The 22,819-nt window shown below is 72.8% G+C and carries 22 protein-coding genes, 1 tRNA gene, 1 pseudogene and 1 riboswitch; of the genes and pseudogenes, 14 read left to right on the top strand and 10 right to left on the bottom strand.

Features of this window, described 5'->3' with window-relative positions; translation table 11 throughout:
- Nucleotides 1-13 precede the first annotated feature (13 nt).
- A riboswitch (cyclic di-AMP (ydaO/yuaA leader) is annotated at nucleotides 14-107 on the bottom strand.
- A 379-nt stretch (nucleotides 108-486) separates the two neighbouring features.
- Both ACI79S_RS15500 and ACI79S_RS15505 read left to right on the top strand, forming a co-directional pair.
- Nucleotides 487-987, top strand: a complete 501-nt coding sequence (locus tag ACI79S_RS15500; RefSeq protein ID WP_456594336.1) for a DUF5994 family protein — start codon at nucleotides 487-489, stop codon at nucleotides 985-987.
- Nucleotides 988-1,065: 78 nt separating this feature from the next.
- Nucleotides 1,066-2,061, top strand: a complete 996-nt coding sequence (locus tag ACI79S_RS15505) for an NAD-dependent epimerase/dehydratase family protein (RefSeq protein ID WP_456594337.1) — start codon at nucleotides 1,066-1,068, stop codon at nucleotides 2,059-2,061.
- Nucleotides 2,062-2,151: 90 nt separating this feature from the next.
- Here ACI79S_RS15505 and ACI79S_RS15510 read toward each other — a convergent pair whose 3' ends face one another.
- Nucleotides 2,152-3,162 carry a sulfite exporter TauE/SafE family protein gene (locus ACI79S_RS15510; protein WP_456594338.1) on the bottom strand — a complete coding sequence of 337 codons (1,011 nt, stop codon included), beginning with the start codon at nucleotides 3,160-3,162 and terminating at the stop codon, nucleotides 2,152-2,154.
- Between the two features lie 264 nt (nucleotides 3,163-3,426).
- Nucleotides 3,427-3,990: a sigma-70 family RNA polymerase sigma factor gene (locus ACI79S_RS15515; RefSeq protein WP_456594339.1), complete on the bottom strand. Its 564-nt coding sequence runs from the start codon at nucleotides 3,988-3,990 to the stop codon at nucleotides 3,427-3,429.
- Nucleotides 3,991-4,062: 72 nt separating this feature from the next.
- On the opposite strand from ACI79S_RS15515, the gene ACI79S_RS15520 reads away from it, so the two are divergent.
- From ACI79S_RS15520 to ACI79S_RS15540, 5 genes are read left to right on the top strand one after another with little or no spacing between them, the layout of a single operon-like run.
- The gene (locus ACI79S_RS15520; RefSeq protein ID WP_456594340.1) at nucleotides 4,063-4,707 is read left to right on the top strand and encodes a zf-HC2 domain-containing protein; all 645 of its coding nucleotides are present in this window, start codon (nucleotides 4,063-4,065) and stop codon (nucleotides 4,705-4,707) included.
- Nucleotides 4,704-6,479: a copper resistance CopC/CopD family protein gene (locus ACI79S_RS15525; protein ID WP_456594341.1), complete on the top strand. Its 1,776-nt coding sequence runs from the start codon at nucleotides 4,704-4,706 to the stop codon at nucleotides 6,477-6,479. Before ACI79S_RS15520 ends, ACI79S_RS15525 begins: the two co-directional genes overlap by 4 nt.
- Before the next feature lie 49 nt (nucleotides 6,480-6,528).
- Nucleotides 6,529-7,251, top strand: a complete 723-nt coding sequence (locus ACI79S_RS15530; protein ID WP_456594342.1) for a YcnI family copper-binding membrane protein — start codon at nucleotides 6,529-6,531, stop codon at nucleotides 7,249-7,251.
- Nucleotides 7,248-7,913, top strand: coding sequence for an SCO family protein (locus ACI79S_RS15535; RefSeq protein ID WP_456594343.1), 666 nt, complete (start codon nucleotides 7,248-7,250; stop codon nucleotides 7,911-7,913). The genes ACI79S_RS15530 and ACI79S_RS15535 overlap by 4 nt, the downstream gene beginning before the upstream one ends.
- Nucleotides 7,910-8,986 (top strand): hypothetical protein, encoded by a 1,077-nt coding sequence (locus ACI79S_RS15540; RefSeq protein WP_456594344.1) that lies wholly within the window; start codon nucleotides 7,910-7,912, stop codon nucleotides 8,984-8,986. Before ACI79S_RS15535 ends, ACI79S_RS15540 begins: the two co-directional genes overlap by 4 nt.
- An 18-nt stretch (nucleotides 8,987-9,004) precedes the next feature.
- Here ACI79S_RS15540 and ACI79S_RS15545 read toward each other — a convergent pair whose 3' ends face one another.
- Genes ACI79S_RS15545 through ACI79S_RS15560 form a run of 4 tightly spaced genes read right to left on the bottom strand, consistent with a single transcriptional unit; the run spans nucleotide 9,005 to nucleotide 13,365 of the window.
- Nucleotides 9,005-9,820 carry a phosphocholine cytidylyltransferase family protein gene (locus ACI79S_RS15545; protein ID WP_456594345.1) on the bottom strand — a complete coding sequence of 272 codons (816 nt, stop codon included), beginning with the start codon at nucleotides 9,818-9,820 and terminating at the stop codon, nucleotides 9,005-9,007.
- Nucleotides 9,807-10,940, bottom strand: coding sequence for a CDP-glycerol glycerophosphotransferase family protein (locus ACI79S_RS15550; protein ID WP_456594346.1), 1,134 nt, complete (start codon nucleotides 10,938-10,940; stop codon nucleotides 9,807-9,809). Before ACI79S_RS15550 ends, ACI79S_RS15545 begins: the two co-directional genes overlap by 14 nt.
- Entirely contained in the window at nucleotides 10,937-11,719 is a 783-nt protein-coding gene (locus ACI79S_RS15555) for an HAD family hydrolase (protein ID WP_456594347.1), read from the bottom strand. Before ACI79S_RS15555 ends, ACI79S_RS15550 begins: the two co-directional genes overlap by 4 nt.
- Before the next feature lie 44 nt (nucleotides 11,720-11,763).
- A complete protein-coding gene (locus ACI79S_RS15560) occupies nucleotides 11,764-13,365 on the bottom strand; it encodes a mannitol dehydrogenase family protein (protein ID WP_456594348.1) in 1,602 nt (533 codons plus the stop codon).
- Between the two features lie 444 nt (nucleotides 13,366-13,809).
- Here ACI79S_RS15560 and ACI79S_RS15565 point away from each other — a divergent pair, with 444 nt between their 5' ends.
- From ACI79S_RS15565 to ACI79S_RS15580, 4 genes are all read left to right on the top strand, one after another.
- Nucleotides 13,810-14,592 carry a M23 family metallopeptidase gene (locus ACI79S_RS15565; RefSeq protein WP_456594349.1) on the top strand — a complete coding sequence of 261 codons (783 nt, stop codon included), beginning with the start codon at nucleotides 13,810-13,812 and terminating at the stop codon, nucleotides 14,590-14,592.
- Between the two features lie 29 nt (nucleotides 14,593-14,621).
- Nucleotides 14,622-15,056, top strand: a complete 435-nt coding sequence (locus ACI79S_RS15570) for a helix-turn-helix domain-containing protein (RefSeq protein WP_456594350.1) — start codon at nucleotides 14,622-14,624, stop codon at nucleotides 15,054-15,056.
- A 10-nt stretch (nucleotides 15,057-15,066) separates the two neighbouring features.
- Nucleotides 15,067-15,480 (top strand): VOC family protein, encoded by a 414-nt coding sequence (locus tag ACI79S_RS15575; protein ID WP_456594351.1) that lies wholly within the window; start codon nucleotides 15,067-15,069, stop codon nucleotides 15,478-15,480.
- 102 nt (nucleotides 15,481-15,582) lie between these two features.
- Nucleotides 15,583-15,655 (top strand) — tRNA-Ala (locus tag ACI79S_RS15580).
- Between the two features lie 200 nt (nucleotides 15,656-15,855).
- Here the strand turns inward: ACI79S_RS15580 and ACI79S_RS15585 are convergent.
- Both ACI79S_RS15585 and ACI79S_RS15590 read right to left on the bottom strand, forming a co-directional pair.
- Nucleotides 15,856-16,881 (bottom strand): annotated as a pseudogene (locus tag ACI79S_RS15585) (tyrosine-type recombinase/integrase); the annotation flags it as partial.
- 74 nt (nucleotides 16,882-16,955) lie between these two features.
- On the bottom strand, nucleotides 16,956-17,198 hold the full coding sequence (locus tag ACI79S_RS15590; RefSeq protein WP_456594352.1) for a helix-turn-helix domain-containing protein: 243 nt from the start codon (nucleotides 17,196-17,198) through the stop codon (nucleotides 16,956-16,958).
- Between the two features lie 716 nt (nucleotides 17,199-17,914).
- Between ACI79S_RS15590 and ACI79S_RS15595 the strand changes: the two genes are divergently transcribed.
- The 3 genes from ACI79S_RS15595 (at nucleotide 17,915) to ACI79S_RS15605 (ending at nucleotide 21,092) form a co-directional block, all read left to right on the top strand.
- Entirely contained in the window at nucleotides 17,915-19,282 is a 1,368-nt protein-coding gene (locus ACI79S_RS15595) for a hypothetical protein (protein WP_456594353.1), read from the top strand.
- A gap of 831 nt (nucleotides 19,283-20,113) precedes the next feature.
- Entirely contained in the window at nucleotides 20,114-20,242 is a 129-nt protein-coding gene (locus ACI79S_RS15600; RefSeq protein WP_456594354.1) for a hypothetical protein, read from the top strand.
- Between the two features lie 130 nt (nucleotides 20,243-20,372).
- The gene (locus ACI79S_RS15605) at nucleotides 20,373-21,092 is read left to right on the top strand and encodes a hypothetical protein (protein WP_456594355.1); all 720 of its coding nucleotides are present in this window, start codon (nucleotides 20,373-20,375) and stop codon (nucleotides 21,090-21,092) included.
- Here ACI79S_RS15605 and ACI79S_RS15610 read toward each other — a convergent pair.
- On the bottom strand, nucleotides 21,068-22,219 hold the full coding sequence (locus ACI79S_RS15610) for a hypothetical protein (protein WP_456594356.1): 1,152 nt from the start codon (nucleotides 22,217-22,219) through the stop codon (nucleotides 21,068-21,070). The two genes, ACI79S_RS15605 and ACI79S_RS15610, sit on opposite strands and share 25 nt — an antisense overlap.
- Entirely contained in the window at nucleotides 22,216-22,725 is a 510-nt protein-coding gene (locus ACI79S_RS15615; protein WP_456594357.1) for a protein kinase domain-containing protein, read from the bottom strand. Before ACI79S_RS15615 ends, ACI79S_RS15610 begins: the two co-directional genes overlap by 4 nt.
- Nucleotides 22,726-22,819 lie beyond the last annotated feature (94 nt).

A 22,819-nucleotide genomic window follows, 5' to 3' on the forward strand; every position in this document is an offset into this window, starting at 1 on the left:
CCTCTCGCCGCCTGCGGGGTTAGCTGTCGGGTTCGGGCGAGAGCTGCCCGGCCGCGTGCTGCGGCTTCACCCCGAGGCCGAGGGCCAGGTTCTCGTGGGTCCCCCGCGCCTGCCCGTCGTGTGCACGGTCCGGTGGCGGTGGGCAGGTTCGGCGGTCCGCCATCCGGGCCCACCCGGTGGTGGACGCCGCACGGTAGGCAGACCGCCGTCCCCGGCAGCAACTCCGCGGAGCACCTGTCCCGCGTCCCCCCGCGAGGACTGACGCCCCGTGGTGTGCTGCCGACTGTCCGTGCGCAGCCCTCCCGCCGGGCGGCAGTCCGGACGGCTGCGCGGGTATGTGCTCGGTAGGTCACGAATCGTGATGGCTGGCCGGAGCGGTCCGACGCGCCCGCCGCACCGTCGGGGGAGCCCGCCGCGCACCCGGCCTACGTTGGCGTCGGAGCCGTCTCCCGGCTCCCTGGGAACGAGGAAGGCGGCCGAACGCTCATGGCGACGATCACCCGTACGGTTCCGGCGGCCGAGGGCTTCCGGGGTGGGATCGACGTCCGGGTGAGCCTGCGCGCCGACGCCGGATCGGGCGGTTCGGCGTTCGACGGTGCGTGGTTCCCGCGGAGCCGGGACCTCGCCGTGGAGCTGCCCGAGCTGGTCGCCGCGCTGGAGCGGCGCGGTGTGCGGGTGGAGCGGTTCACCTACGCCCTCGAGGCCTGGGAGCCGGCCCCCCGCAAGCTGGAGGTGCTGGGCCGCACGGTGCGCGCCGGCGGCTTCCGCAGCATGGACCCTCAGGTCGTCTGCCTCACCTGGGCCGGGGGCAACCGCCGCGCCGACCTGCTGGTCGTCCCGCCGGAGACCGACGTCCTCACCGGCGCCCGGGCGCTGCGGCTCTGCACCCGGCGCGGCCTGCCGTCCTCGCCCCAGATGGTGCTCGCCGCGGCCCGGTCCACGCCCCTCCCGCAGGTGCCCACGCTGCCGGTGTCCCGCGCGGTGTAGCGGTCGTCCGCCGACGGCCGATCCGCTGCCGGCGAACGCCCTGGACGCGTGGGCGCCGACCGGGCTGGAGTGGTCGGCATGAGACTCCTCGTCCTCGGCGGCACCCACTTCCTCGGTCGGCACGTGGTCGGTGCCGCGCTCGGGCGGGGGCACGACGTCGCCACCTTCACCCGGGGCGTCACGGGCGCGCCGCCGGAGGGCGTGCGGGCGCTGCACGGCGACCGTGACGACCCCCGTGCGCTGCCGCGCACGCTGGGGGAGTGGGAGCCGGAGCTCGTCGTCGACACCTCCTGCCAGACCCGGGCCGCCGCCCGCAACGCCGCGGCGGCGCTCGGCGGGGTCCGCTCCTACGTCTTCGTGAGCAGCCTCAACGCCTACCGGAACTGGCCGCCGGGCCCGCTCGGCCCCGAGGACGGCGAGCGGACGGAGGGCGCCGACGACGACGACGAGTACGGAGCGATCAAGGCCTTCGCCGAGCGGGAACTCGCCGCGGCCGTCGGCGGCCGCTTCCTCACCGCCCGTGCCGGCCTGATCGTCGGCCCCTACGACCCGGTCCACCGCCTCGGCTGGTGGCTGGAGCGCATCGCGCGCGGCGGTCGGGTGGTCGTCCCGGCCGAGGGGGTCGCCCAGCCGATCGCGCTGGTCGACGCCCGCGACCTCGCCGCGTGGCTGGTGGACATGGCCGAGCAGGGCCGCACGGGTGCGGTCAACGCCACGGGGCCGGCGGGCATGACGACGCTGGGCGGCCTGCTCGACCTCTGCCGGGTCGTCACCGGGAGCGCGGCGGAGTGGGCGCCGGTGCCCGAGGCCGACCTCCTCGCCGCCGGCGTCCAGGAGTGGCTGCACCTGCCGCTGTGGCTGCGCCACGAGGTCGCCCCCACCGCCTGGGACGTCGACACCACCCGCGCCGCCGAGCTCGGGCTGGCCACGCGGGCGCTGGAGTCGACGGTCGCCGACACCTGGGAGTGGCTGCGGACGCACGAGCGGCCGGCGCCGCCGGCACACCGCCCCGCGGACCAGCCCCGACCCGGCCTCCCGGCCGAGCTGGAGGCGACGCTGCTGTCGTCGCGATGATCAGCGAACCTGATCATCGCGCGTCCTCCCTCACCTCCTGCGGTGAGGGAGGACGCTGCACGATCAGGTCACCTGATCCCGGCGCAGCCCTCAGTCGCGGGGGGCGCTGGGGCGGCCGGCGGCCACGGGCTCGTCGGCGGGAGCGGCGGCGCGGACCGGCGCCTCGCCGGGGTCGGTCGTGTCGGCGGCCACGTTCTGCTCGGCCAGCGCGGCGACGGCGTCGGCCGACTCCAGCCGCGCGTCCTGCCGGTACCGGCGGTAGGAGTGGACGACGGCCAGGACCCAGACCACCGCGAGCACGGCGTAGACCAGCGCGCTGACGACGTCGCCGGCGTCCACCCAGTCGCTGCGCAGCAGCGTGCGCGTGTTGGTGAGCACGATCATCCCGCCGACCAGGGAGCCCAGCATGCGCGGCGGGATGTGCCGCACCAGCCACGCCGCGATCGGGGCGGCGACGAGACCACCGGCGAGCAGCCCGGCGACCCACAGCGGGTCGATGCCCTGCGAGCCGAGAGCGAGCAGGAAGCCGAGGCTGGCCGCCAGCGCGACGAGGAACTCGGAGGTGTCGATCGAGCCGATGACCTTGCGCGGCTCCATGCGGCCGCTGGCCAGCAGCGCCGGCGTGCCGACCGGCCCCCAGCCGCCGCCACCGGTGGCGTCGACGAAGCCGGCCACCAGCCCGAGGGGGGTCAGGAAGCGCCGGCGGATGGGCTTGCCGACGTTCCGCCGGTCGATGCCGCGCAGCGTGAAGCGCACCAGGATGTAGACGCCCAGCGAGACCAGGATCAGCGACATGACCGGCGCCGCGACCGCGGTGGAGAGGCTGGAGAGGAAGTGGGCGCCGGCGAATGCGCCGACCGCACCGGGCACCCCCACCTTGGCGACGACCTTCCAGTCGACGTTGCCGAACTTCCAGTGCGAGAGCCCCGAGGCCAGGGTGGTGCCGATCTCGGCGAGGTGGATGGTCGCCGACGCCGCGGCCGGGTTGGTGCCGATGGCCAGCAGCAGGGTCGTCGAGGTGACGCCGTAAGCCATGCCGAGGCTGCCGTCGACGAGCTGGGCACCGAGCCCGGCGAGGGCGAGCAGGATCAGGGTCTTCACGAGCACTGGCTCCGGGGTCTCAGGACGCGGGCGCGCAGACGGCGACCGTGTGAGGCGAGGGGTGAGACGAGGTGGCGCCGGGGGAGGCGCGAGGAGTTCAGCAGCCCGGACAGGCGGCGGTGCAGACGCGCAGGAGGTCGACGTGCCGGCGGCTCACCAGGAGCAGCATCGTCGTCCGCGTCACGGCGCAATGTCTACCAGATCGATGCACTTAGGCGCAGATCGCGTCCCGACGCGTGGGACGGCGGTCGCGGTGCCGCCCGCTCAGCCGTGCGCGGTCTCGCCCGGGCCGGCGTCCTCGCGCACCGTGTCGAGGGAGTCCACGAGGTCGGCCCGTGCCCGCGCCACCCGGGAACGGATGGTGCCGACGGGGCACCCGGCGACCTCCGCGGCCTCGGCGTAGGGCAGCCCCAGCAGCTGCGTCAGCACGAAGGCCTCGCGCCGGTCGGGGGCCAGCCGGGCCAGCAGATCGGCGACCGCGGCGCTCTCCCCGACGGCATCCGCGGCGCCCGGCGGGGCCAGCAGTTCCAGGTCGGGGGATTCCCGGACCAGGGTCAGCCGGCGCCGGCGGCGGGAGCGCAGCGCGTCGGCGCAGACCCGGCGGGCGATGGCCAGCAGCCAGGTGCGGACCGAGGACCGGCCCTCGAAGCGGTGCAGGGAGCCGAACGCCCGCAGGTAGGTCTCCTGCGTCAGGTCGTCGGCGGAGGCCCGGTCGCCGAGCGCGGCGCAGAGCCGCCAGACGTCGGACTGCGTCTCCCGCACGAGGGTGGCCGCGGCCAGCGGGTCGCCGTCGGCGGCGTCCGCGGCCAGGCGTGCCAGGTCGTCCATGTCCTCGTCAGCGTGTCGCAGGTCACCCGGGAGGCCCGGAACCGGGCGGTGCCCGGCGGCGACTAATCAACCATGTCCTGCCACACCTGCCGCGAGGCGCTCTCCGCGCGGCTCGACGGCGAGCCGCTCGGGATGCCCGCCGACGAGCTCGAGGCGCACCTCGCCACGTGCTCCGGGTGCGCGGGCTGGGCCGCCGCCGCCGAGCGCGTGACCCGCCGCGCGCGGCTGGCACCTGCCCCATCGGTGCCCGACCTCACCGCGAGCGTCCTCTCGGCGCTGCCGCGCGAGCTCCCCGGCGCGCGGGCGGCCGCGCGCGCCCGGCTGGCGGACACGGCGGTGCGGCTGGCGCTGCTCGCCGTGGGGGTGGCGCAGGCGACGCTGGCCTGGCCGTTGCTCGCCTCCGGCGCCGGCGCCATGAGCGCCCCGGTGCACATGGCCCGGGAGAGCGGCGCCTGGAACCTGGCGCTGGCCGCGGCGTTCCTGTCCGTCGCAGCCGCTCCGCGGCTGGCCGCGGGCGCGCTGCCCTTCCTGGGCTCCTTCGTGGCCCTGCTGCTCCCGGTGACGGTCGCCGATCTCCAGGCGGGGCACGTGCACGCCGACCGGGCGCTGGCGCACCTGCTGCTCCTGGCCGGCACGGTGCTGGTGGCGACCGTCGCGTGGCGTGGCCGCCGGCGTCGTCCCGTCCCCGCGGTCGCCGGCCGGCGGATGCCCGCGTGAGGCGCACCGCCCTCCTGCTCGCCCTGCTGGTGGTCGGCTGGTTCGGCGCGGGCATCGGCACGGCCGGTCCGGCGGCTGCGCACGCCACGCTGGTCTCCACGACCCCGGGGGAGGGCGCGCGGCTCGACGCAGCACCCGACGAGGTGACCCTGCGGTTCTCCGAGGGCGTCTCGCTGGGCGCCGGGTACGCCCGGGTCCTCGGCGCCGACCAGCAGCGGGTGGACGCCGGGAACGCATCCGTCGACGGCGACGTGGTCACCATCCCGTTGCGCGGGGACCTGCCGGACGGCGGGTACCTCGTCACCTACCGGGTGGTCTCGGCAGACTCGCACCCGGTCTCCGGTGCCTTCTCCTTCGCCGTCGGTGACGGCGAGCTGCTGGGCGCCGGCGCGGCGGACGCCGCGGCGGCGACCGACCCGGTCGTCGGGGTGCTGCTGCCCGTGGCGCGCTGGGTGGGCTACGCCGGGCTGGCGCTGGCGCTCGGGGTGCCCGTGCTGGTCGTCACCTGCTGGCCGAACGGGCGGGGCACCGCGCGGCTGCGGAGGATGGCCCTCGGCGGCGCCGTCGCGGTCGCCGTCTCCGCGGTCACCGGGTTCCTCCTGCAGGGCCCCTACGCCGCGGGCGCGGGGGTCGGCGCGATCGCCGACCCGGCGCTGCTCGGCGCCACGGCGCGTACGGGCGCGGGCTGGGCCGCCCTCGCCCGCGCCGCCCTGGCCGTCGCGCTGCTGCTGGTGCTGCGCCGTGCGTGGCGGGCCGCCGCACCGCCGGGGCGGGTGACGGCCGTCGGGGTGGCGGCCCTGGGCGGCGGGCTGGTCCTGGCGACCGCGGCGGTCGGCCACCCGGTCGCCGGGCCGTGGCCGGTCCTGGCCGTGCTGGTCGCGGCGGTGCACGCGGGGGCGATGGCGATCTGGCTGGGCGGGCTCGCCGGCCTGCTCGCCGCCGCGGTGCGGCCGGGCGCCGCGCCGGGCGACGTGGCCACCGCCCTCCCGCCGTTCTCCCGGCTGGCGTTCGGCGCGGTCGTGGCGCTCGTCGTGTCCGGGATCGTGCAGTCGGTGCGGGAGGTCGCGTCCCCGACCGCGCTGGTGGAGACGACGTACGGGCGGCTGCTCGCGGTCAAGCTGCTGCTCGTGGTGGTCGTCCTGGCCGCGGCCGGGATCTCCCGCGTGTGGGTGCAGCAGCGGCTGGGTGTCCGCCGCGCTCCACGACGCCGGACGACGACCGTGCACGCGTTCGCCGCCGCGGGCCGCGCCGAGCCCGCTGCCGCGGCGGTGGCGGCTGCCGAGGAGCGGGAGCAGGCCCAGGCGGAGTCCGCGGTCGAGCACCTGCCGGCGCTGCGGCGCTCACTGCTCGTGGAGGCGGTACTGGCCGCCGTCGTCCTCGCCCTGTCGGCGGTGCTGGTCGCGACGCCGCCGGCCCGGACGGCGCTGGCCCAGCCGGTCGAGGTCGTGCTCCCCCTGCAGAGCGGCTCCGGCGCCACCTCGGGCAGCGTGCAGGTGACGGTCGAGCCAGCGCGCCCCGGCCCGAACACGCTGCACCTCTACCTCTTCGACGACGACGGCCGGCTCACGCAGCCGACCGAGATCCGGGTGACCCTCACCGAGCGGAGCCAGGAGATCGGCCCGCTCGACGTCGCGCTGCAGCCCGCCGGCCCCGGCCACTTCGTCGGCGACGGCATGGCGATCCCGGGCGCCGGCACCTGGACGCTCACCGCCACCGTCCGGCTCGACGAGTTCACCGCCCTCACCGCGGCCACGGACTTCCCCGTGCGCTGACCGCCCGACCACCCTGCCCGACCGCACCCCCTTCGCCCTGAGGAGTCCTGTGTCCCTGCCCCGTCCGGTCGCCCGGCTCGCCGTCCTGCTGCTGGTCGCCCTGACCGCCCTGGTGGCGGCCGTGGGTCTCGCGACCGCCGCGTCCGCCCACGTCACCGTCTCCTCCGCCGACGCGGCGCCCGGGGGGTACGGCAAGCTCGCCTTCCGCGTGCCGAACGAGAGCGACACCGCCAGCACGGTCGCCCTGCGGATCCAGATCCCCGAGGAGGCCGCGATGGGGTCCCTCCGGGCCCAGCCGGTGCCGGGCTGGACGGTGACGACCACGACCGCCGAGCTGGCCGAGCCGGTCGAGGTGCACGGCCGGGAGATCAGCTCGTACGTCGCGGTGGTGGAGTACCGCGCGACCGACGGCGGCGGCATCGCGCCCGGCCAGTTCCAGGAGTTCGCCCTCTCCGGTGGGCCGTTCCCGGAGGCCGAGCAGCTCAGCTTCCCGGCGGTGCAGAGCTACAGCGACGGTAGCGAAGCGGCGTGGATCGAGCCCACGGTCGCCGGGCAGGACGAGCCCGAGCGCCCCGCCCCGGTGCTGTCGCTGGCGCCCGAGGGCGAGCAGACGGGGCACGGCGCGGCCGGGGCCGCCGGCGACGAGGCCGCGGCGCACACCGCCGGCGATCCGGGCGCGATCGCGCTCTTCCTGTCGATCCTCGCGCTGCTCGTCGCGATCGCCGGTGTCGTCCTCGGCGTGCGGGCGTCCCGACGTACCGTGTCCTCGTGACATCCGCCGTTCGACGCCCCCGCCGGGCCGTGCCGGTTCTGCTCCTCACCACGGGCCTGCTGCTGGCCGGCTGCGGGGGCTCGGCGGACGACGCCGCCGAGGGTCACGACCACTCCGCAGGTGCACCGGCCGTCGTGGAGGCCCCCGACGACCGCTACGCCGGGCTGGACCTGAACGAGGCGTACCGCCGCCCGTCGTTCACCCTCACCGACACGACCGGCGCCGAGTTCGACTTCAAGGCGGCCACGTCGGGCCGGCCGACGATGCTGTTCTTCGGCTTCACCAACTGCCCCGACGTGTGCCCCACCACCATGGCCGACGTCGCGGTGGCGCTGCGCGGGCTGGACCCGGAGCTGGCCGAGCGGGTGCAGATGGTCTTCGTGACCACCGATCCGGCGACCGACACCCCCGAGGTGCTCGGCGAGTACCTGGACCGGTTCGACGCCGACCTGCCCACGCAGTTCATCGGGCTCACCGGCGACCAGGACAGCATCGACCAGGCCCAGCTGGCGGCCGGGGTGCCGCAGGCCGAGGACGGCGGACGGCTGCACTCGACGCTGCTGCTGCTGTACGGCGCCGACGACGAGGCGCACGTCGCCTTCGACGCGGGCAACACCCCGCAGGACATCGCCGCGGACCTCCAGGCGGTGGCGGGCGCGTGAGCCGGTGGCCCGGCCGGCTGCTGGCCGTCCTGGCCGCGCTGGTGGCCCTGCTCGCTCTGGCCGGGCCGGCGTCGGCGCACGTCGGGGGCGGCGCGGCGGGGAGCGACTTCGACGCCCGCGTGCTGTCGGTGACCCCTCAGCTGCCGGGGGTGAGCGTGCGGTCGCTGCAGTTCGGCGACGAGCTGGAGCTGGTGAACACCTCGGACGTCGAGGTGCTGGTCCCGGGGTACTCGGGCGAGCCCTACCTGCGGATCGGCCCCGACGGCGTGTGGCGGAACGCGCACAGCCCGGCGACCTGGATCAACCTCGACCGCTACGGCCGGACCGCGCTGCCGGCCTCCGCCGACGCCGACGCCGCGCCCGCGTGGGAGCAGATCTCGACGCAGCCGCACTACGTCTGGCACGACCACCGCACGCACTGGATGAGCGAGGGCGTCCTCCCGCCGCAGGTCGCGGCCGACCCCACCCGTGAGCACGTGGTCTCGGAGTGGGTCGTGCCCGTCCGGCACGGCGGCACCAAGGCGGAGATCGCCGGCGTGCTGACCTGGAGCCCGCCCCCGTCGCCGTGGGTCGTGTGGCCGCTCGTGGCCGCGCTGCTGCTCACCGCGGTGGCCGCGGGGCTGCTGGCGCGCCGGCCCCTCCCGCTGGGGGCGCTGCTCGCCCTGGGCGCCCTGGCGTCGCTGTGGCACGCGGCGGCCACCCCCGAGCCCCCGGTGACCGCGGGCTCGCACACGGGCGCCGTCATCTCGGCGCTGCTGCCTGCCTCGGCCACTCTGCTGTGCGCTGTCCTCGGGCTGCGGGCCGCCCGGCGCGGCCGGGGTGCGCTGACCGGGCTGCTGGCGGTCGTCACCGGCTGGCTGCTGCTCGTGCAGGGCCTGCCCGACGTCGACGTCCTCTGGTCGGCGAACGTGCTCTCCGCCGGGCCGGAGCCGTTGGCGCGGCTGGCGGTGGGGGTGCTCGCGACCCTCGGTGCGGGGCTGCTCATCGGCGGCATCGCGGCGGTGCGGCGCTTCCGGGAGACCGCGGCGCCGCCCGCGGGAACCGCCGCCGGCTTCCCGGTGCCGGCGGCCTGACGGCGGTTCCCGCGCGGATCAGACGATGTCGGCGACGACGTTCGGCGCACCGCCGCCGAACAGGGTGTTGGCCCGCTGGAGGTCGCCCTCGAAGTCCACCTCGACCGCGGCGTACTGCGAGATGTCGACCGGCCGCACGCGCATGCCGCGCTCGGCGATCGCCGTCTCGATGCCGCGCTCGAAGTAGTCCTCGTGCGAGCAGCTCTCGAGGTGCTCGATCAGCATGGCCTTGTCGGTCGAGGAGACGTAGTTGATCCCCACCGCCTCGCCGAGTCCGCCGCGGACGATCTTGGAGAGCTCGCGGATGCAGCCGTCGTCGTCGAGGGTGTACTTGACCTCCTCCTCGGCGACGGTGCTGGTGTCGACGCAGACGAAGCTCTCGTCCGCCGCGATGCTCGGCAGGGTCGCCTCGAGCACGGCCGGGTCGAAGACGACGTCCCCGTTGAGCCAGAGCACGCCGCCCTCGCGGGTCGTGCGCAGTCCGCGCAACAGGCTCTTCGACGTGTTGGTCACCGCGAAGTCGGGGTTGTACGTGAACAGCAGGTCCGGGGCAGCCTTCATGATCCGCTTGCTGCGGTAGCCGACCACCGCGGTGATCGACACGTCGGCGCCGAGCACGGCACGCAGGCCGTCGAGCTGGCGCTGCATGATGCTGCGCCCGTCGTCGAGCCGGGTCAGCGGCTTGGGGTCCTGCCGCCCGAGCCGGGTGCCCATGCCCGCGGCCAGGATGACGACCTGCACCGACGACGTCAGCGGCCGCCGGCCCGTGGTGCGGGTGGCGGAGGGGGAGCTGCCCCGACGGACAGCGTTGAGGACGTGGTCACCGGTCCGCACGGACATCATCTCCCTCAGGGGTGGTGCTGGTGGTGTGCCCGGACGCGGGTGCGCCCGGGAGGAGCAGGTCGAGGACGCGCTGGGCGGCCGCGCCGTCCTCGAGGTGGCAGAACATCTCCTGGAAACGGGCGTAGCGCTCGGCGTACTCCGACCTGATGCCGTCGACGTCGGCGATCGCCGAGACCAGCTCGCGGCTGTCGCGCACCAGCGGGCCCGGGGCGACGTCCTCCAGGTCGAAGTAGAAGCCGCGCAGCTGGTCGCGGTAGTTCTCCAGGTCGTAGGTGTAGAACAGCAGCGGCCGGCCGGTGATCGCGAAGTCGAACATCGTCGACGAGTAGTCGGTCACCATCATGTCCGCCGCCAGGTACAGGTCGCGGATGTCGGGGTGGTTGCACACATCCCGCACCGCGGACCCGTCGACGATCTCCAGCCGGTCCATGACCATGTTGTGCAGCCGCAGCAGCAGCACGTGGTCCTCGCCGAGGCGCGCGGAGAAGTCCTCCAGGTCGATGGCGAACTCGAAGTCCTTCGAGCCCGCCTTCTCGAACACCAGGTCGTCGCGCCAGGTCGGCGTGTAGAGCACCACCGTCTGGCCCGGCTCGATGCCGAGGTCGGCGCGCACCTGCGTGCGCAGCTCCTCGCGCCGTGGGCTGCTGAGCAGGTCGTTGCGCGGCAGGCCCGTCTCGTGGATGGGACCGGTGAAGCCGAAGGCCTTGCGCAGCCGCTCGGTGGTGACCGCGTTCGGTGACAGCAGCAGGTCCCAGCGGGCGATGTCCTGGTCCAGGTAGGCCAGCCGGCCCTCTGGCGCCCACAGCACGTCGTTGTGGATGCGCTTGAGCATCGTGCCGTGCCAGGTCTGGAGGTACGTCGTGCCCGGCCGCTTCTGCCAGTCCAGCGGGATGTGGTCGTTGGAGATGACCAGGTCGGCCCCCTCCAGCGCGTCGATCGACTCGGGGCTGCCGAACGTCAGCGTCTCGACGTCGGCCGGGAAGGTGGCCTGGGTGTGCGGTGCGGACAACCACGTGTGGGTGGCGTCGACCCCCCGTTCGAGGAGGGCCTCGTAGAGGGCGCGCGAACTGTCGGAGAAGTGCCCACGGAAGGCGACGTAGACGATGTTCACCGGGCCGCTCCCGTCAGCGCGTCGTCGGTCGGCGGTCCGCCGGCCGAAACCGTGAGCACGAGGTCGGCCAGCTCCTGCCAGGACTCGACGACGGTCAGCGCGCCGGCCGCCAGGAGGGCCTCGGCGCGCGCCGCGCGCTCGTGGGGTAGCACGAAGAGCAGGTTGCCGACCGTGGGGCAGCCGGCACCCACGGCCGAACGGACCCCGGCGACGGCGTCCTCCACCGCGAGCCCCTGCTCGGGAGCGATGCTCAGAGCCGCGCAGGCGTGGCGGTAGACGGCCGGGTCGGGCTTGCTGGTCGGGACGGGGAGCGAGTCCTCGGCGCTGTACCGGCGCGCGGGCGGGATCAGCTCGTCCAGCCCGGTGGCGGTGAAGCACGCGGCCAGCCGGGACAGAGCGCTGGAGCTGACCGCGGCGAGCTCCAGCCGACCGGCCAGCGCTCTCAGCGCCGCCAGGGTCGGCTCGTGCGGTCGCAGCGTGGCACCGAGGTGCGCGGTCACCGCCCGCCGCTCCTCGGCGACCCAGGGCTCGACGTCGACGTCGGGAACGCCGGCCTCGGTGGCGAGCGCCAGGGCCGTGGACCGGAAGTTCATACCGGTGGCGGCGTGGCGCAGCTCGTCCGCCGTGTACCGGCGGTCGATGCCGACGGAGGCGAGGAAGGCGTTGGTGACCTCGGCGGAGGCCTCGAACGCCGGCTCCTCGGAGGGGAAGAGGTTGCCGTCGGCGTCGCAGAGCAGGTACTGCACCTGCTCGATCAGCGTCGGCGGAACGGTCGGCACCAGCTGGGCTCCCTTCGGGGACGGGGTGGGGGAGGGGGCGCCGGTCACCGGAGCAGCCCCGCGGGGCCCGCTGTCCGGGCGGCCACGGTGGCCCGGACACCGTCGCGGTCGAGGGCGGTCAGGGCCTGCCGCAGCTCGGCCACGAACGCGGAGTCCTCGCCGAGGTCCCCGAACAGCGCGGTCTCGCCCAGGAGTGGTCGCGGGTCGTCGCCCCCGGCGCGGGCCAGCGCCTGCAAGCGCTCGGCGAGCGCGTCCTCGACGGTGAGCGGCCGGCCGGCCTCGTCGGTGCCCCGCAGGAACCGGAACCAGCCGGCGACGGCGAGGGTGAGCAGGCCGTGCGGCCGCCCTTCCGCGAGCGCCTGGCGCAGGGACGGCAGCAGGTGGTGCGGCATCTTGGTGGAGCCGCGGCGGCACAACCGGGGGAGGCCGTCGGCGATCGCCGGGTTGGCGAAGCGCTGGAGCAGCGTGCGCTTGTACTCGGCGAGGTCGATGCCGTCGGGCGGCGGCAGCAGGGGGGTGACCTCGTCGTCCATGAGCCGGGTCACGTAGCCGGCGAACACCGGGTCGGCCATCACCTCGTCCAGGCTCGCGTGCCCGGCGAGCGAGCCCAGGTAGCCCAGGGCGCAGTGGCTGGCGTTGAGCAGCCGGGTCTTCATCAGCTCGTAGCGGCCCACGTCGGGGACGAACCGCACGCCGACGGCGTCCAGCGGAGGCCGGCCGGCGGAGAAGTTGTCCTCGATCACCCACTGCGAGAACGGCTCGGTGATGACCGGCCACCGGTCGTCCACGCCGTAGCGCCGCGCCACCGCGGCCCGTTCCTCGGGGCTCGTGTGCGGTGTGATCCGGTCGACCATGCTGCTGGGGAAGGCCACGCGGTCGGCGATCCAGCGGGCCAGGACCTCGTCGCGCAACTGGGCGAACCCGACCACGGCGGCCCGGGCGGCGTCGCCGTTGCGGTGCATGTTGTCGCAGGAGACCACGGAGAACGGCTCGAGGCCGGCCCGCCGGCGGCGGTCGAGCGCCTCCACGAGGTAGCCGAAGACCGTGCGGGGGGAGGTGGGCCGACGCACGTCCCACCGGATGTCTGGATCGTCGGCGTCGAAGAGCCCGGTCCGGGGGTCGAGTCGGTAGCCGCTGTCGGTGATGGTGAGGGACACCATGCGCGTGCGCTCGTCGGTGAGCAGGTCCAGCACGGCGACGGGGTCGTCGGGTGCGAAGTGGTAGCCGACCATGACGCCGACGACGCGGGCGCGCTCGCCGTCGGGGCTGCGCTCGACGACCGTGTAGAGGTGGTCCTGCGGCGCCAGGGCGTCCTTCATCGTGCGGCTGTGCAGCCCGACACCGACGACGCCCCAGCCGTCGCTGATCCGCCGCTCGGCGAGCTCGTCGAAGTAGAGCAGCTGGTGGGCGCGGTGGAAGCCGCCGACGCTGAAGTGGACGACCGCCGGGGTGAGCGCCGACCGGTCGTAGGTCGGCACGCTCAGCTGGGCCTCGTGGAGCGGCAGGGTGGCGTCGGTCAGCGGGTGGATGTCGGCTGCCGCCACCACGTTCGGGGCGCCGGGGTCGGGCACGAGGGCGGTCGCTGGATGCCCGGCCGCCGCCGTCCCGGCGGTCGTCTGCAGATGCAGGAGCTCGGCCTGTGACATCGCGTCCCTCCTTCTCGGTCCGTAGCGCGGCGGATGCGACCCGCCCCGGTTCCGGGGACGGGTGGATCAGCAGTACACGGGTGTGACTCGGTGCCGCGCAAGGCCGGGCGCCGCCTCGCGGGAGCGGTACGCACCGGGGCGGCGCGCGGATGCTTCACGCCGGAAGGGGGCAATGCCCGTTTCCGGCGCGGCGCAAACTGCTGGCGCCGTGCCGTGGGCGTCCATGATCGCCGATCACGGATCCGTCCTCGCGCCCGGGGTTGAATCACACGGCTGTCACTCGGATCCGGGGCTGCTGTGGCGCGTGGGGCGTGTCGTGCGACTCGTCGCGGCGTGTCGTGGACGACGCGCCGAACGCCTGGTCACGGATGCGTCACGGAGTGTTTCGATGGATGTGCCCGATCGGGGGCGCGCACTTCGAGGAACGCGAGACGGACAGGGTGCATGGACGCTGGTATCGGCCCGGAGGCCCGCACGGAGCTGCTGTCGGCGGTGCGGCCTCGAGCCGGTAGGGCGGCCGGCGGCCGTGGCCGCCGGCGCGCACCCCGCGCGCAGGCCCGGCGCAGCCCGGCGCTGCTGCTGGGGTCGCTCCTCCTCGGCGGCGTCGTCGCGGCCGGGGTGAGCCTGCAGGGGGCTCCTGCCGCCGAGGCCACCTCCGTGCTCGCCGCCCAGACCTCGCTGCTGACGGCCGAGGAGGGTGTCGAGGTGCTGCCGCAGGCCTCGATCACCGTCGCCGAGGCGCAGGCGCGTCTCGAGGAGGTCGCCGCCTCGCGCGCCGAGCGGCAGGCCGCCGAGGAGGCCGCAGCGGCCGCCGCCGCGGAGGCCGCGCGTCCCAAGGCCGTCCTGCCGGTCGCCGGTGCCCGGCTGACCAGCGGCTACGGCAGCCGGTGGGGCACCTTCCACTACGGCATCGACCTCGCGGCCCCCATGCGCACTCCCGAGTACGCCGCCGTCGACGGCGTCGTCCTGCGTGCGGGATCGGCCAGCGGCTTCGGCCTGGCCGTCTACATCCTCCACGAGAACGGTGACGTCACCGTCTACGGCCACATGGACAAGATCCTGGTGGAGCCGGGCCAGTACGTGGAGGCGGGGGAGACCATCGCCCTGCTGGGCAACCGGGGGCAGTCCACCGGCCCGCACCTGCACTTCGAGGTGCACAAGGGTGGCCTGGAGGGCAAGCGGGTGGATCCGATCGCCTGGCTGGCCGCGCGCGGCGTCCACGTCTGATCTGCGGTCGGCCGTGGTCTGATCGCCGCGTGGAGCACCCCGTCGAGGACGCCAACCGGCGGCTGCTGCGGGCGCGGGACGCCATGGACCGCGACTACTCCGAGCCGCTCGACGTCCCGACCCTGGCCCGCCTCGCCCACGTCTCGCCGGCCCACTTCATCCGCTCGTTCCGGACGGCGTTCGGCGAGACCCCGCACCGCTACCTGCAGCGGCGACGCGTGGAGCGGGCGATGTTCCTGTTGCGCGCCACCGACCGCAGCGTGACCGAGATCTGCATGGACGTCGGGTTCTCGAGCCTGGGGACGTTCAGCCGGGTCTTCCGGGACGTCGTCGGGGAGCCGCCGAGCGCCTACCGGCGGCGCGGGCCGCTCCCTCAGGCGCCCACCTGCTTCGCGATGGCCTGGGCCCGGCCGGCGACGGATCGAGCAGTTTCGGAGAAGCGGTCGCCGGCGCCGGCTCCCTAGCGTCCACCCCATGCTGCAGACCATCTCCATCACCCAGATCTACGTCCCCGACCAGGACGCCGCTCTCGACTTCTACGTCGGAAAGCTCGGGTTCGAGGTGCAGACCGACATGCACTTCGGGCCCATGCGCTTCCTGACCGTCGCGCTGCCCGGGGATCCCGGGCGCGCGGTGCTGCTGGAGAAGCCCGGGCCGCCGGCGATGAGCGAGGAGACCGCCGCGCAGGTGCGCGAGCTGGTGAGCAAGGGGGCGGCCGGCGGCCACCTCTTCTTCACCTGCGACGACGCCTGGAAGACCCACGCCGAGCTGAAGGAGCGCGGTGTGGAGATCACCGAGGACCCGGTCGAGCAGCCGTACGGCATCGACTTCGGCCTCCGTGACCCGTTCGGCAACCACATCCGCGTCGCCCAGATGCCGCAGGGCTGAGGTCGGCTCGCCACGCCGCCCGGCGCCGACCCCCTCCGTCGGTCCCGCCGACCGGCCCTGTACAGTCGTTCCCGGCTCGGAGGAAGTCGCCGGGCCGGGATCGGGGCTGTGGCGCAGCTGGTAGCGCACCACACTGGCAGTGTGGGGGTCAGGGGTTCGAGTCCCCTCAGCTCCACCCCGATGACCAGGCCGTTCCCCTCCGGGGGAGCGGCCTGAGTCGTCTCTGGTTGCAGTTGTGGTTGCAGTTTGCCCACCCTTACCTTGCAGCAGCAGAGCACTCATCCGGTTGGCGGCCTCACGGGCCAGCGCCGGCATGACGTGGCTGTAGATGTCCATCGTCGTGCGCATCTGGCTGTGGCCGAGCAGCTCCATGACCACCCTCGGGTGGACGTTCTCGCTCAGCAGCAGGGTGGCGGCGGTGTGCCTCCCGTCGTGCAGCCGGACGTGCCGGACGCCGGCCGCCTGGAGCAGCCGGGTCCAGTCGTCGTGGTCGGTCTTCTTGTCGATCGGGCGGCCGTTCGGCTGTGCGAAGACCAGGTCCTCGTCGTGCCACTCGGAGCCGGCCAGCATCTGCTCGCCAAGCTGGACCGCCTTATGACGGTTCAGCTCGTCGACAAGAGGCATCGGCAAGGCGAGCGTGCGCTGGCTGCGGCGGGTCTTGGGCTCCTCGTAGATCAGCCCGCCTCCGCGAACCCGGTGGATGCTTCGCCGGACAGTCAGCGTGCCCGTGAGCAGATCGATGTCCTTCCACTGAAGAGCCAAGGCCTCGGACTGTCGCAGGCCGAGCGCGAGAGCCACGGTCCAGCGGGCGGAATTGCGCACATGTGCCGCGGCGTGCAGCACGGCACGGGCCTCACCGAGGTCGAGGGCGGTGGCGATGTCGCTCTGGCGCTGGGCGGGTGGGTCGACGAGGGCGGCGACGTTACGAGCGACGTGGCCGCGCTGGACGGCGACGGTGAGGGCCCGGGACAGAATGCGGTGGTGGCGTAGCACCGTGGCGGGGGAGTAGCCGGCGTCGAGCAGAGCGGTGTAGAGCTGGTCGAGATGCTCCGGTCGCAGCCGGTCGAGGCGGTGCCGGCCGATGCCGGGAACGAGGTGCCGGCGGACGGCGGGCTCGTAGCTCTCCAGGGTCCGCTGACGCACGCGGCGCGGGGCGATGGTGGTGAGCCAGTGCTCCAGCCAGTCGGCGACGGTCGGGGTGGATACGGCGCTGAGGGTGCCGGCGTCGCGCTTGCGTTCCAGGTCGCGGACCTTCGCCACCACGACGCCGCGGCTCTTGCTGCTGACGTGCCGGCGGTCGAGCTTGCCGTCCAGCCTGAAGCCGACGGAGACGTAGCCGTGCCAGCGTCCGTCGGCGCCCTTGTAGATCGTCGACTCGCCGTTCGACGCGCGTCCCGCCATCGGCTACCCCTTGGCGCTCTTCAGGAGGGTCAGTCTCGCGGAGCCCTCGGGGGAGAGGCAGGAGCGCTGTGGATTCACGCGGCGTCCGGCGAAGGATGTGGACGGGACGGGGCAGCCTCAAGCCGGCGAACGTAGCGGTCGAGCTCTGCCCGGGAGATCCGGCAGCTGCGGCCGATGTGGACGGGACGCAGATCCCCGCACTTCATGAGCGCGTACACCGTCGTGCGGCCGACGCGGAGGACCTTCGCCGCCTCCTCGGGAGTGAGCAGGAGCCGATCGGCGGCCATGACGGCCCGGAGCGGCTGCGGATCACCCATGTCGACATCTCCCGGATCAGTCGAGCGTTGCTGCGTGAAGGCTGCCGTACGACGGTGGGGGAGCGGCCTGCCGAAGATCCCCAGTCCCTCCCCAGTCGTGCGCACCGAGCGGTGACCGCGGCCGACAGGAGACTCGAGCGGCGACTCCTGCCTACTGGAGAAGTCCTGGAGCCTCGGATTCAGCGCACGTCAGGGCGCCGGTGAGGTGGGCGCGTCTCCGGTAGGCCTCCAGTGCGGGTTGCAGTGCCCGCGCAAGGGCCGGCAGGTCGCGGTCGTAGATCCGCCCGTCGTTCAGCTGGCCGGCGAGCTCGCCGAGCAGTCGGGGCCAGTCGCGGCGGGTGGGCACGAGAGGAACCGGGACTTCGACGCGCCGCTCGACGACCTCCAGCGCGGACAGGCCCGAGGCCGCGGCCCTGGCCTGCTCCCACGCCCGGTGCCGGCAGGTAGCCGAGCACCACTTGGGGATCGGCCCCCGGCTGCCCGGCGTGATGGGTCCGCCGCACCACCCACAGGTCGTCGCCGCGACCCTCCGTTCGGGACCGTGCACGTCCGCTGGGGCTGGGCCGAGCGAGTGGTCGGCGTCGTCCGCTGGGCTCCCTGACGCCGTTGCCACTGCCGCTGCCGGGCTCGGTGTTCGGGGGTGCCGCTGGTTCCCATGCCATCAAGGCTGCGGGCGAGTCTCCAGTGACCGTCACCTAACAAGGAATGATGATGCCGTGCACCAGATCTCGAAGCTCCGTTTCGACGCACTCGCGTCCTATGCGCGCCACCCAGCCGCTGCGGCACTCGCCACGGAGATTGCTTGGTTTGAATGGGCCGAGTCGGGTCTGATTGGAACTCTCCAGGTTGATACCGATGGGGAGTTCAGCGGAGTGTTCATGGCTCCGGACTCTCGCGAACGCTACCGGTGGGTCGGTATGACCACATTCTACGGCGAGCCGGTCAATGCGGTGATCCAACTAGCAAAGATGGGCGGGACTCTCGCGGGCCGGATGGACGAAATTCGTCACCAAGGTGACGAATCGGGCGAGGTGGTCAACTTCTTCGCGCCGGCGGTTCCCGCTGATAAGCTGCACCCGGATTTCGAGCGCTTGGCTACCCACGCTGGCTACGCGCCGGCACGGGCACTGATCGAACCGATGATGCGATGGTACGAGGATGTCGATGGCAACTTCGTCGAACAATTCCAGACCGCAGGGTTCGACGCTCGCATGTGGGAGCTCTACCTCTTCGCCGCTATCACGGAGGCGGGTCTCGCGATCTCCTCGGAGAAGAGCGTTCCCGACTTCAACCTCACAGGGCCGCTCGGCGACCTATGCATTGAGGCCACGACGATCAACCCGTCAAAAGATCATCAGGGCAACACAGTAGAGCACCCGCCGCGCGAAACGGACGAGGAGAGACGCCTCTACGTTGAGCACTACCTCCCGATCAGGTACGCCGGCCCACTCAACGCCAAGTTGTCTAAGCGCTACTGGGAGCAGTCGCACGTCGGTGGCAAACCCCTAGTCTTCGCCATACAGGACTTCCACGAGACCTTGTCCATGACGTGGACGAGATCAGCGTTACCGACGTATTTGTACGGGAACCGCCACGAACCGATCAGACGCGAAGACGGCGCCCTCGACATCCGAGTCATACCCGTCAGCATGCACAAGTGGGGCACCAAGGAGGTCCCATCAGGATTCTTCTCGTTGCCCGACACCAAGCACGTCAGCGCAGTTCTGTTCAACAATAGCGGGACGATCGCAAAGTTCGATCGCATGGGAGTCGCAGCCGGATTCGCCGCTGAGAACGTGATCCTGGTGCGTGAAGGCTTCGTGCTGGATCATGACCCGGACGCCAGTGAGCCGGCAACTTTCGTGCACGTCATCAGCGAGGGTTACCCGGAGACGTGGATGGAAGGGATGGACGTATATCACAACCCCAATGCCCTACATCCGCTTGACCCGAATGTAATTCCGGGGGCTGCGCATCACCACGTCATGCCCGACGGGCAGTTCGAATCAACGTCGCCGGACTGGCATCCGCTGTCGTCGTTGACCTCGATCATTGTTCTCGGGAGCAGCGGCGCTGCTAAGTAGGCGAGCACCTGGTGTTTCTCATTCGTACGTCAAGAGCCATTCGACGGTTCCCCAGCGCGGTCGCGAACCACGAGACCAGGCGAGACGAAGAGCAGGCTACGGCGGGATACGGCAGCGGGGGACGTGGCCGGGGTCGACCTTCGACGCCGGTGACGGGACGGCAACAGGCTGGAAGTGCAGCCAGGCTGGAGGGCATGCCCCAATTGGTCGCGCCGCCGCCGTGGTTCAGCCCCGCTGGGGAGACAATCGATGACGTTGGCGCCCACGGCCGGTCCGTTGGGCGTGGTGCTGGCCTCCTCGCTGGTCCCGCTAGGGAAAGTGGGCGCCAACCTCCGGGAAACCTGTCCCAACGAGTTCCGCCGCCCGAGATGTAAGACGTGTGTCGCCTAGTGATCTTGCTGTCTCCAGTGCTGACCTCGGGCCGTCTCCCGCGTCGACAGTCGCCGAGCGGTGGATGGGATCTGGGTGCCGGGTGCACCCTGGGGCATCCTGAATCCCGTTAGCCATGTGGGGAGCGCCCATCCGGGCTGAAATGGCCAACCCGCCCGCCCGCCCGCCCGTCGACGTCGTAGTCGACGTGCGCCAAGGGACGAAGGTGTGAGACCTGTCGTGCGGCGGTGTAAGCGGGGCTTGTGGTTCCCCAGCGACGGGGCCTCCGGTGCGGCCCGACCCCCTAAAAGCCGTCCCGTCACTGGCTAGTGGTGCCCTTGGTGCAGCGGCCGCACCAGGGGACCGCACGAGAGCTCGGTGGCTCGGCGCTGGAGTCACCCTGTGGTACGGGCGTCACTGACTGGTGGTGCCCCTTCGTCAAGCGGTGGCGAGGAGGACGGCGTGACGTTGAGCGAACTGGTCGAGGTCCAAGCCGTGATCACTGAAACCAAGGCTGAGGTACTGGCGGAGCTGCGGCGCGATCTCGGCCTGTCCCCGCCCGAGGCCAGTCCAATCGAGCGGCGGCCTTAGCGCGTTGCGAGCGGCGGAGCTTAGGGATGAGGGCGCGGGAGCTACGGCCCCTGAGCTCTCGGTCACCCCGGCAACGAGACGTCGGGATGCTGCGTCCCGGTCGGGAAAGCGGGCTGGCACAGTGGTGTGCGTGACCATGGTCGTGGAGAGCCTCCGGCCCCGGGCGGGCCGGCGATTCGCACCTAGTCACGAGCTGGCGCTGCTCGCTCCGGCTGTTGATGCGGCGGCGGCGCTGCCCGGTGCTCATCGAGGGCTGCTCGTCGTGCAAGAGGCGACCGGTCCCTATGGCATCCCCGACCTCACAGCATTGGTGGGTCCACCGGCGTTGCTGGCTGAGCGGCTGGCGCTCGACGTCCCGGCGTTGCTGCACCAGGTTGATGCGGCGGTCGCGGCTGTTGCCCACCCGCGAGTCGGCCGCTCGTCGTCATCCCTGGCCCGGCTACTGGGGTGGCCTCCTGAGACCGTGGAGCGCCGGCTGCCCGACCTTGTGCGCGTCGGTGCGCTGCAAGAGCGCGGACCCGACCGATATGTGCGTCCGGAGGCATTGCGTCCGCTCGGACGCATGTACGCGGTGGAGACAAAAGTCCGGGACTGGTCTCGGGCGCTGCGCCAGGTGCGTCGGTACAGCGTCTGGGCAGACGGCTACGTACTCGTGATGGGTGAGCTGTCAGCCCGCCCGCTGGAGCTGCTCCGCGTTCAGGTCGCCAGCGACCGTGGTGGGCTCGTCGTCGGTGGGCGCTGGGTACGCCGGCCAGCGGTGCAGAAGCTGCCTCCAGCCCGGCGGCTGTGGGCGGCCGAGTACTTCGTGGCCGCGGTGCGCGAGGGCTACCAGCCCTCGCCCGTGCCGTAGGCGTTCAGTCCTGCGGCCAGGACGTCGATCCAGTCGGTGGCGGTCGCCGAGCTACCGGTGATCGTCACCACCGGTGGCCATTCGGCGGCGGCAGCGGCGTAGGTAGCGGCAAGAGCTCTGTACCGACGCTCATAGTCGGGTGCGGTGAGAAGGGGGGCCATCGCGGCGTCCAGAGCGGCCACGTGGTGCAGGAAGGCTTCCTTGGGTCCTGGAGGGGGCGGGGGTCCGAGTCGATTCGAGCGGGCCAGGTCTTGCCGCGTCAGTACAGCGGCCTCACTGGTCTTCAGGGAGCCGAGCAGTCCGAGGAACGTGGGCCGCTCATACCAGCCACCTCCCGCGCCTCCGGCGTCGCGCGCGGCGTAGCTCCCGAACGCGCACACCCGCTGGCGCTGGTCCCATCCACTGCCGACGCTGTATGCCCCAGCGGCCACTGCCGGTAGGCCGGCCAGGTCTCCGTGCGAGATGTGCACCGGGCGGTGCTCGGCGAGGGCTCTGGTGGTACGGCAGAGACCATGGACTTCCTCGACGTCCGCCTCGACGGGCAACGCCAGGATGGGTCTGGCCACCGTCAGGAACCAACCACCCGGGTCCAGTTGGGCCAGGCCACCGATGTGGGCATCGAGCGCCGAACCGCTAGCCCAGAACGGGGAGGTGCCGGCCACCGAGAGCCAGCAGTTCGGGTCGATGTCGATGGCCGCCTGCGCCAGCTCGAGAGCCTGCTGGCTGGTTCCGCTCTCACCGTGGTGCAGCAGGATCGTCGGCGCGAGCCGCGGGGCGCCGAGCTGGTCCTGGATGGCGAACACCAGGCGAACGTGATCTTCACGGGCTGCAGGCGTGCTCAGGTCGCCTCGGGGACCACCCCAGAGGTCGTATTCGTCGTAGTAGCGGAAGTCTCCGACGCCGGCCATCTGCAGTGCGTGGGTAGTTGCGTCGAACCAGACTTCCGCCCCGACCCCATGTAGCGCCGCCGCTACCTCCCGAGCTCCCCGGCGGGCGCCAGCGCCGGCCTTGTTGATCCAGGGGGTCGCGAAGGGTGTGATGACTCCGCCGCGGGCCAGGCCCCGCTCAACAGCCTCCTGCGTCCACGCCAGGAGGTTCCGGGGGCTGTCCTCGATCAGGATGCTCATGCCAGGGCCTCGATCGCCTCGGCGAGCCGTGACCCGTTGAGGTAGCGCCGGGCTGGTTGCCGATGCAAACAGCGCAGCACCAGGTCGTACTGCTCCTGGGTGAGGTCCGGCCGCAGCTCCTTCAGATCGGGGATCTGGACGGCCAGCAGTCGGCGGGCATACTCCGCGTCGTCGCCTTGGTAGGGGATGGGCAGGCGCCCGGTGAGGGCGGCGAACATGAGGATGCCGGTGGCGAAGATGTCCGAGGCGGCCGTCGGAGCGCCCGAGTAGCTATGCAGGTGCTCCGGGCTGGCGAAGCCCGGCGTGCCCGGCTGCCCCGCGACGGTGAGTCCGGAGCGCAGAGTGTGACGGGCGAAGCCGAAGTCCATGACCTTGAAGGTGCCGTCCGAGAGCTGCCGGACGTTGTTGGAGCTGAGGTCCCGGTGCACCACCTTCTTGGCGTGCGCTGCGGCCAGGCCGTGGGCGACGTGCAGGCCTAGGTGTACTGCCCGGACAGGTTGGTGCACCGCGTGGTGAGTGATCGGTCTTGATGTGAGGAGGGACCTCCGGGTTCTGTTTGGGAGCCGCCAAGCACCCATCCAGACCCCAGGAGGTCCCTCG

Source organism: Blastococcus sp. SYSU DS1024 (genome assembly GCF_054050795.1).

Coding starts and splice junctions, on each gene's coding strand:
- ACI79S_RS15505 (WP_456594337.1), top strand. CDS start 1,066: ATGAGACTCCTCGTCCTCGGCGGCACCCACTTCCTCGGTCGGCACGTG.
- ACI79S_RS15590 (WP_456594352.1), bottom strand. CDS start 17,198: ATGGGTGATCCGCAGCCGCTCCGGGCCGTCATGGCCGCCGATCGGCTC.
- ACI79S_RS15560 (WP_456594348.1), bottom strand. CDS start 13,365: ATGTCACAGGCCGAGCTCCTGCATCTGCAGACGACCGCCGGGACGGCG.
- ACI79S_RS15520 (WP_456594340.1), top strand. CDS start 4,063: ATGTCCTGCCACACCTGCCGCGAGGCGCTCTCCGCGCGGCTCGACGGC.
- ACI79S_RS15565 (WP_456594349.1), top strand. CDS start 13,810: ATGGACGCTGGTATCGGCCCGGAGGCCCGCACGGAGCTGCTGTCGGCG.
- ACI79S_RS15575 (WP_456594351.1), top strand. CDS start 15,067: ATGCTGCAGACCATCTCCATCACCCAGATCTACGTCCCCGACCAGGAC.
- ACI79S_RS15610 (WP_456594356.1), bottom strand. CDS start 22,219: ATGAGCATCCTGATCGAGGACAGCCCCCGGAACCTCCTGGCGTGGACG.
- ACI79S_RS15500 (WP_456594336.1), top strand. CDS start 487: ATGGCGACGATCACCCGTACGGTTCCGGCGGCCGAGGGCTTCCGGGGT.
- ACI79S_RS15515 (WP_456594339.1), bottom strand. CDS start 3,990: ATGGACGACCTGGCACGCCTGGCCGCGGACGCCGCCGACGGCGACCCG.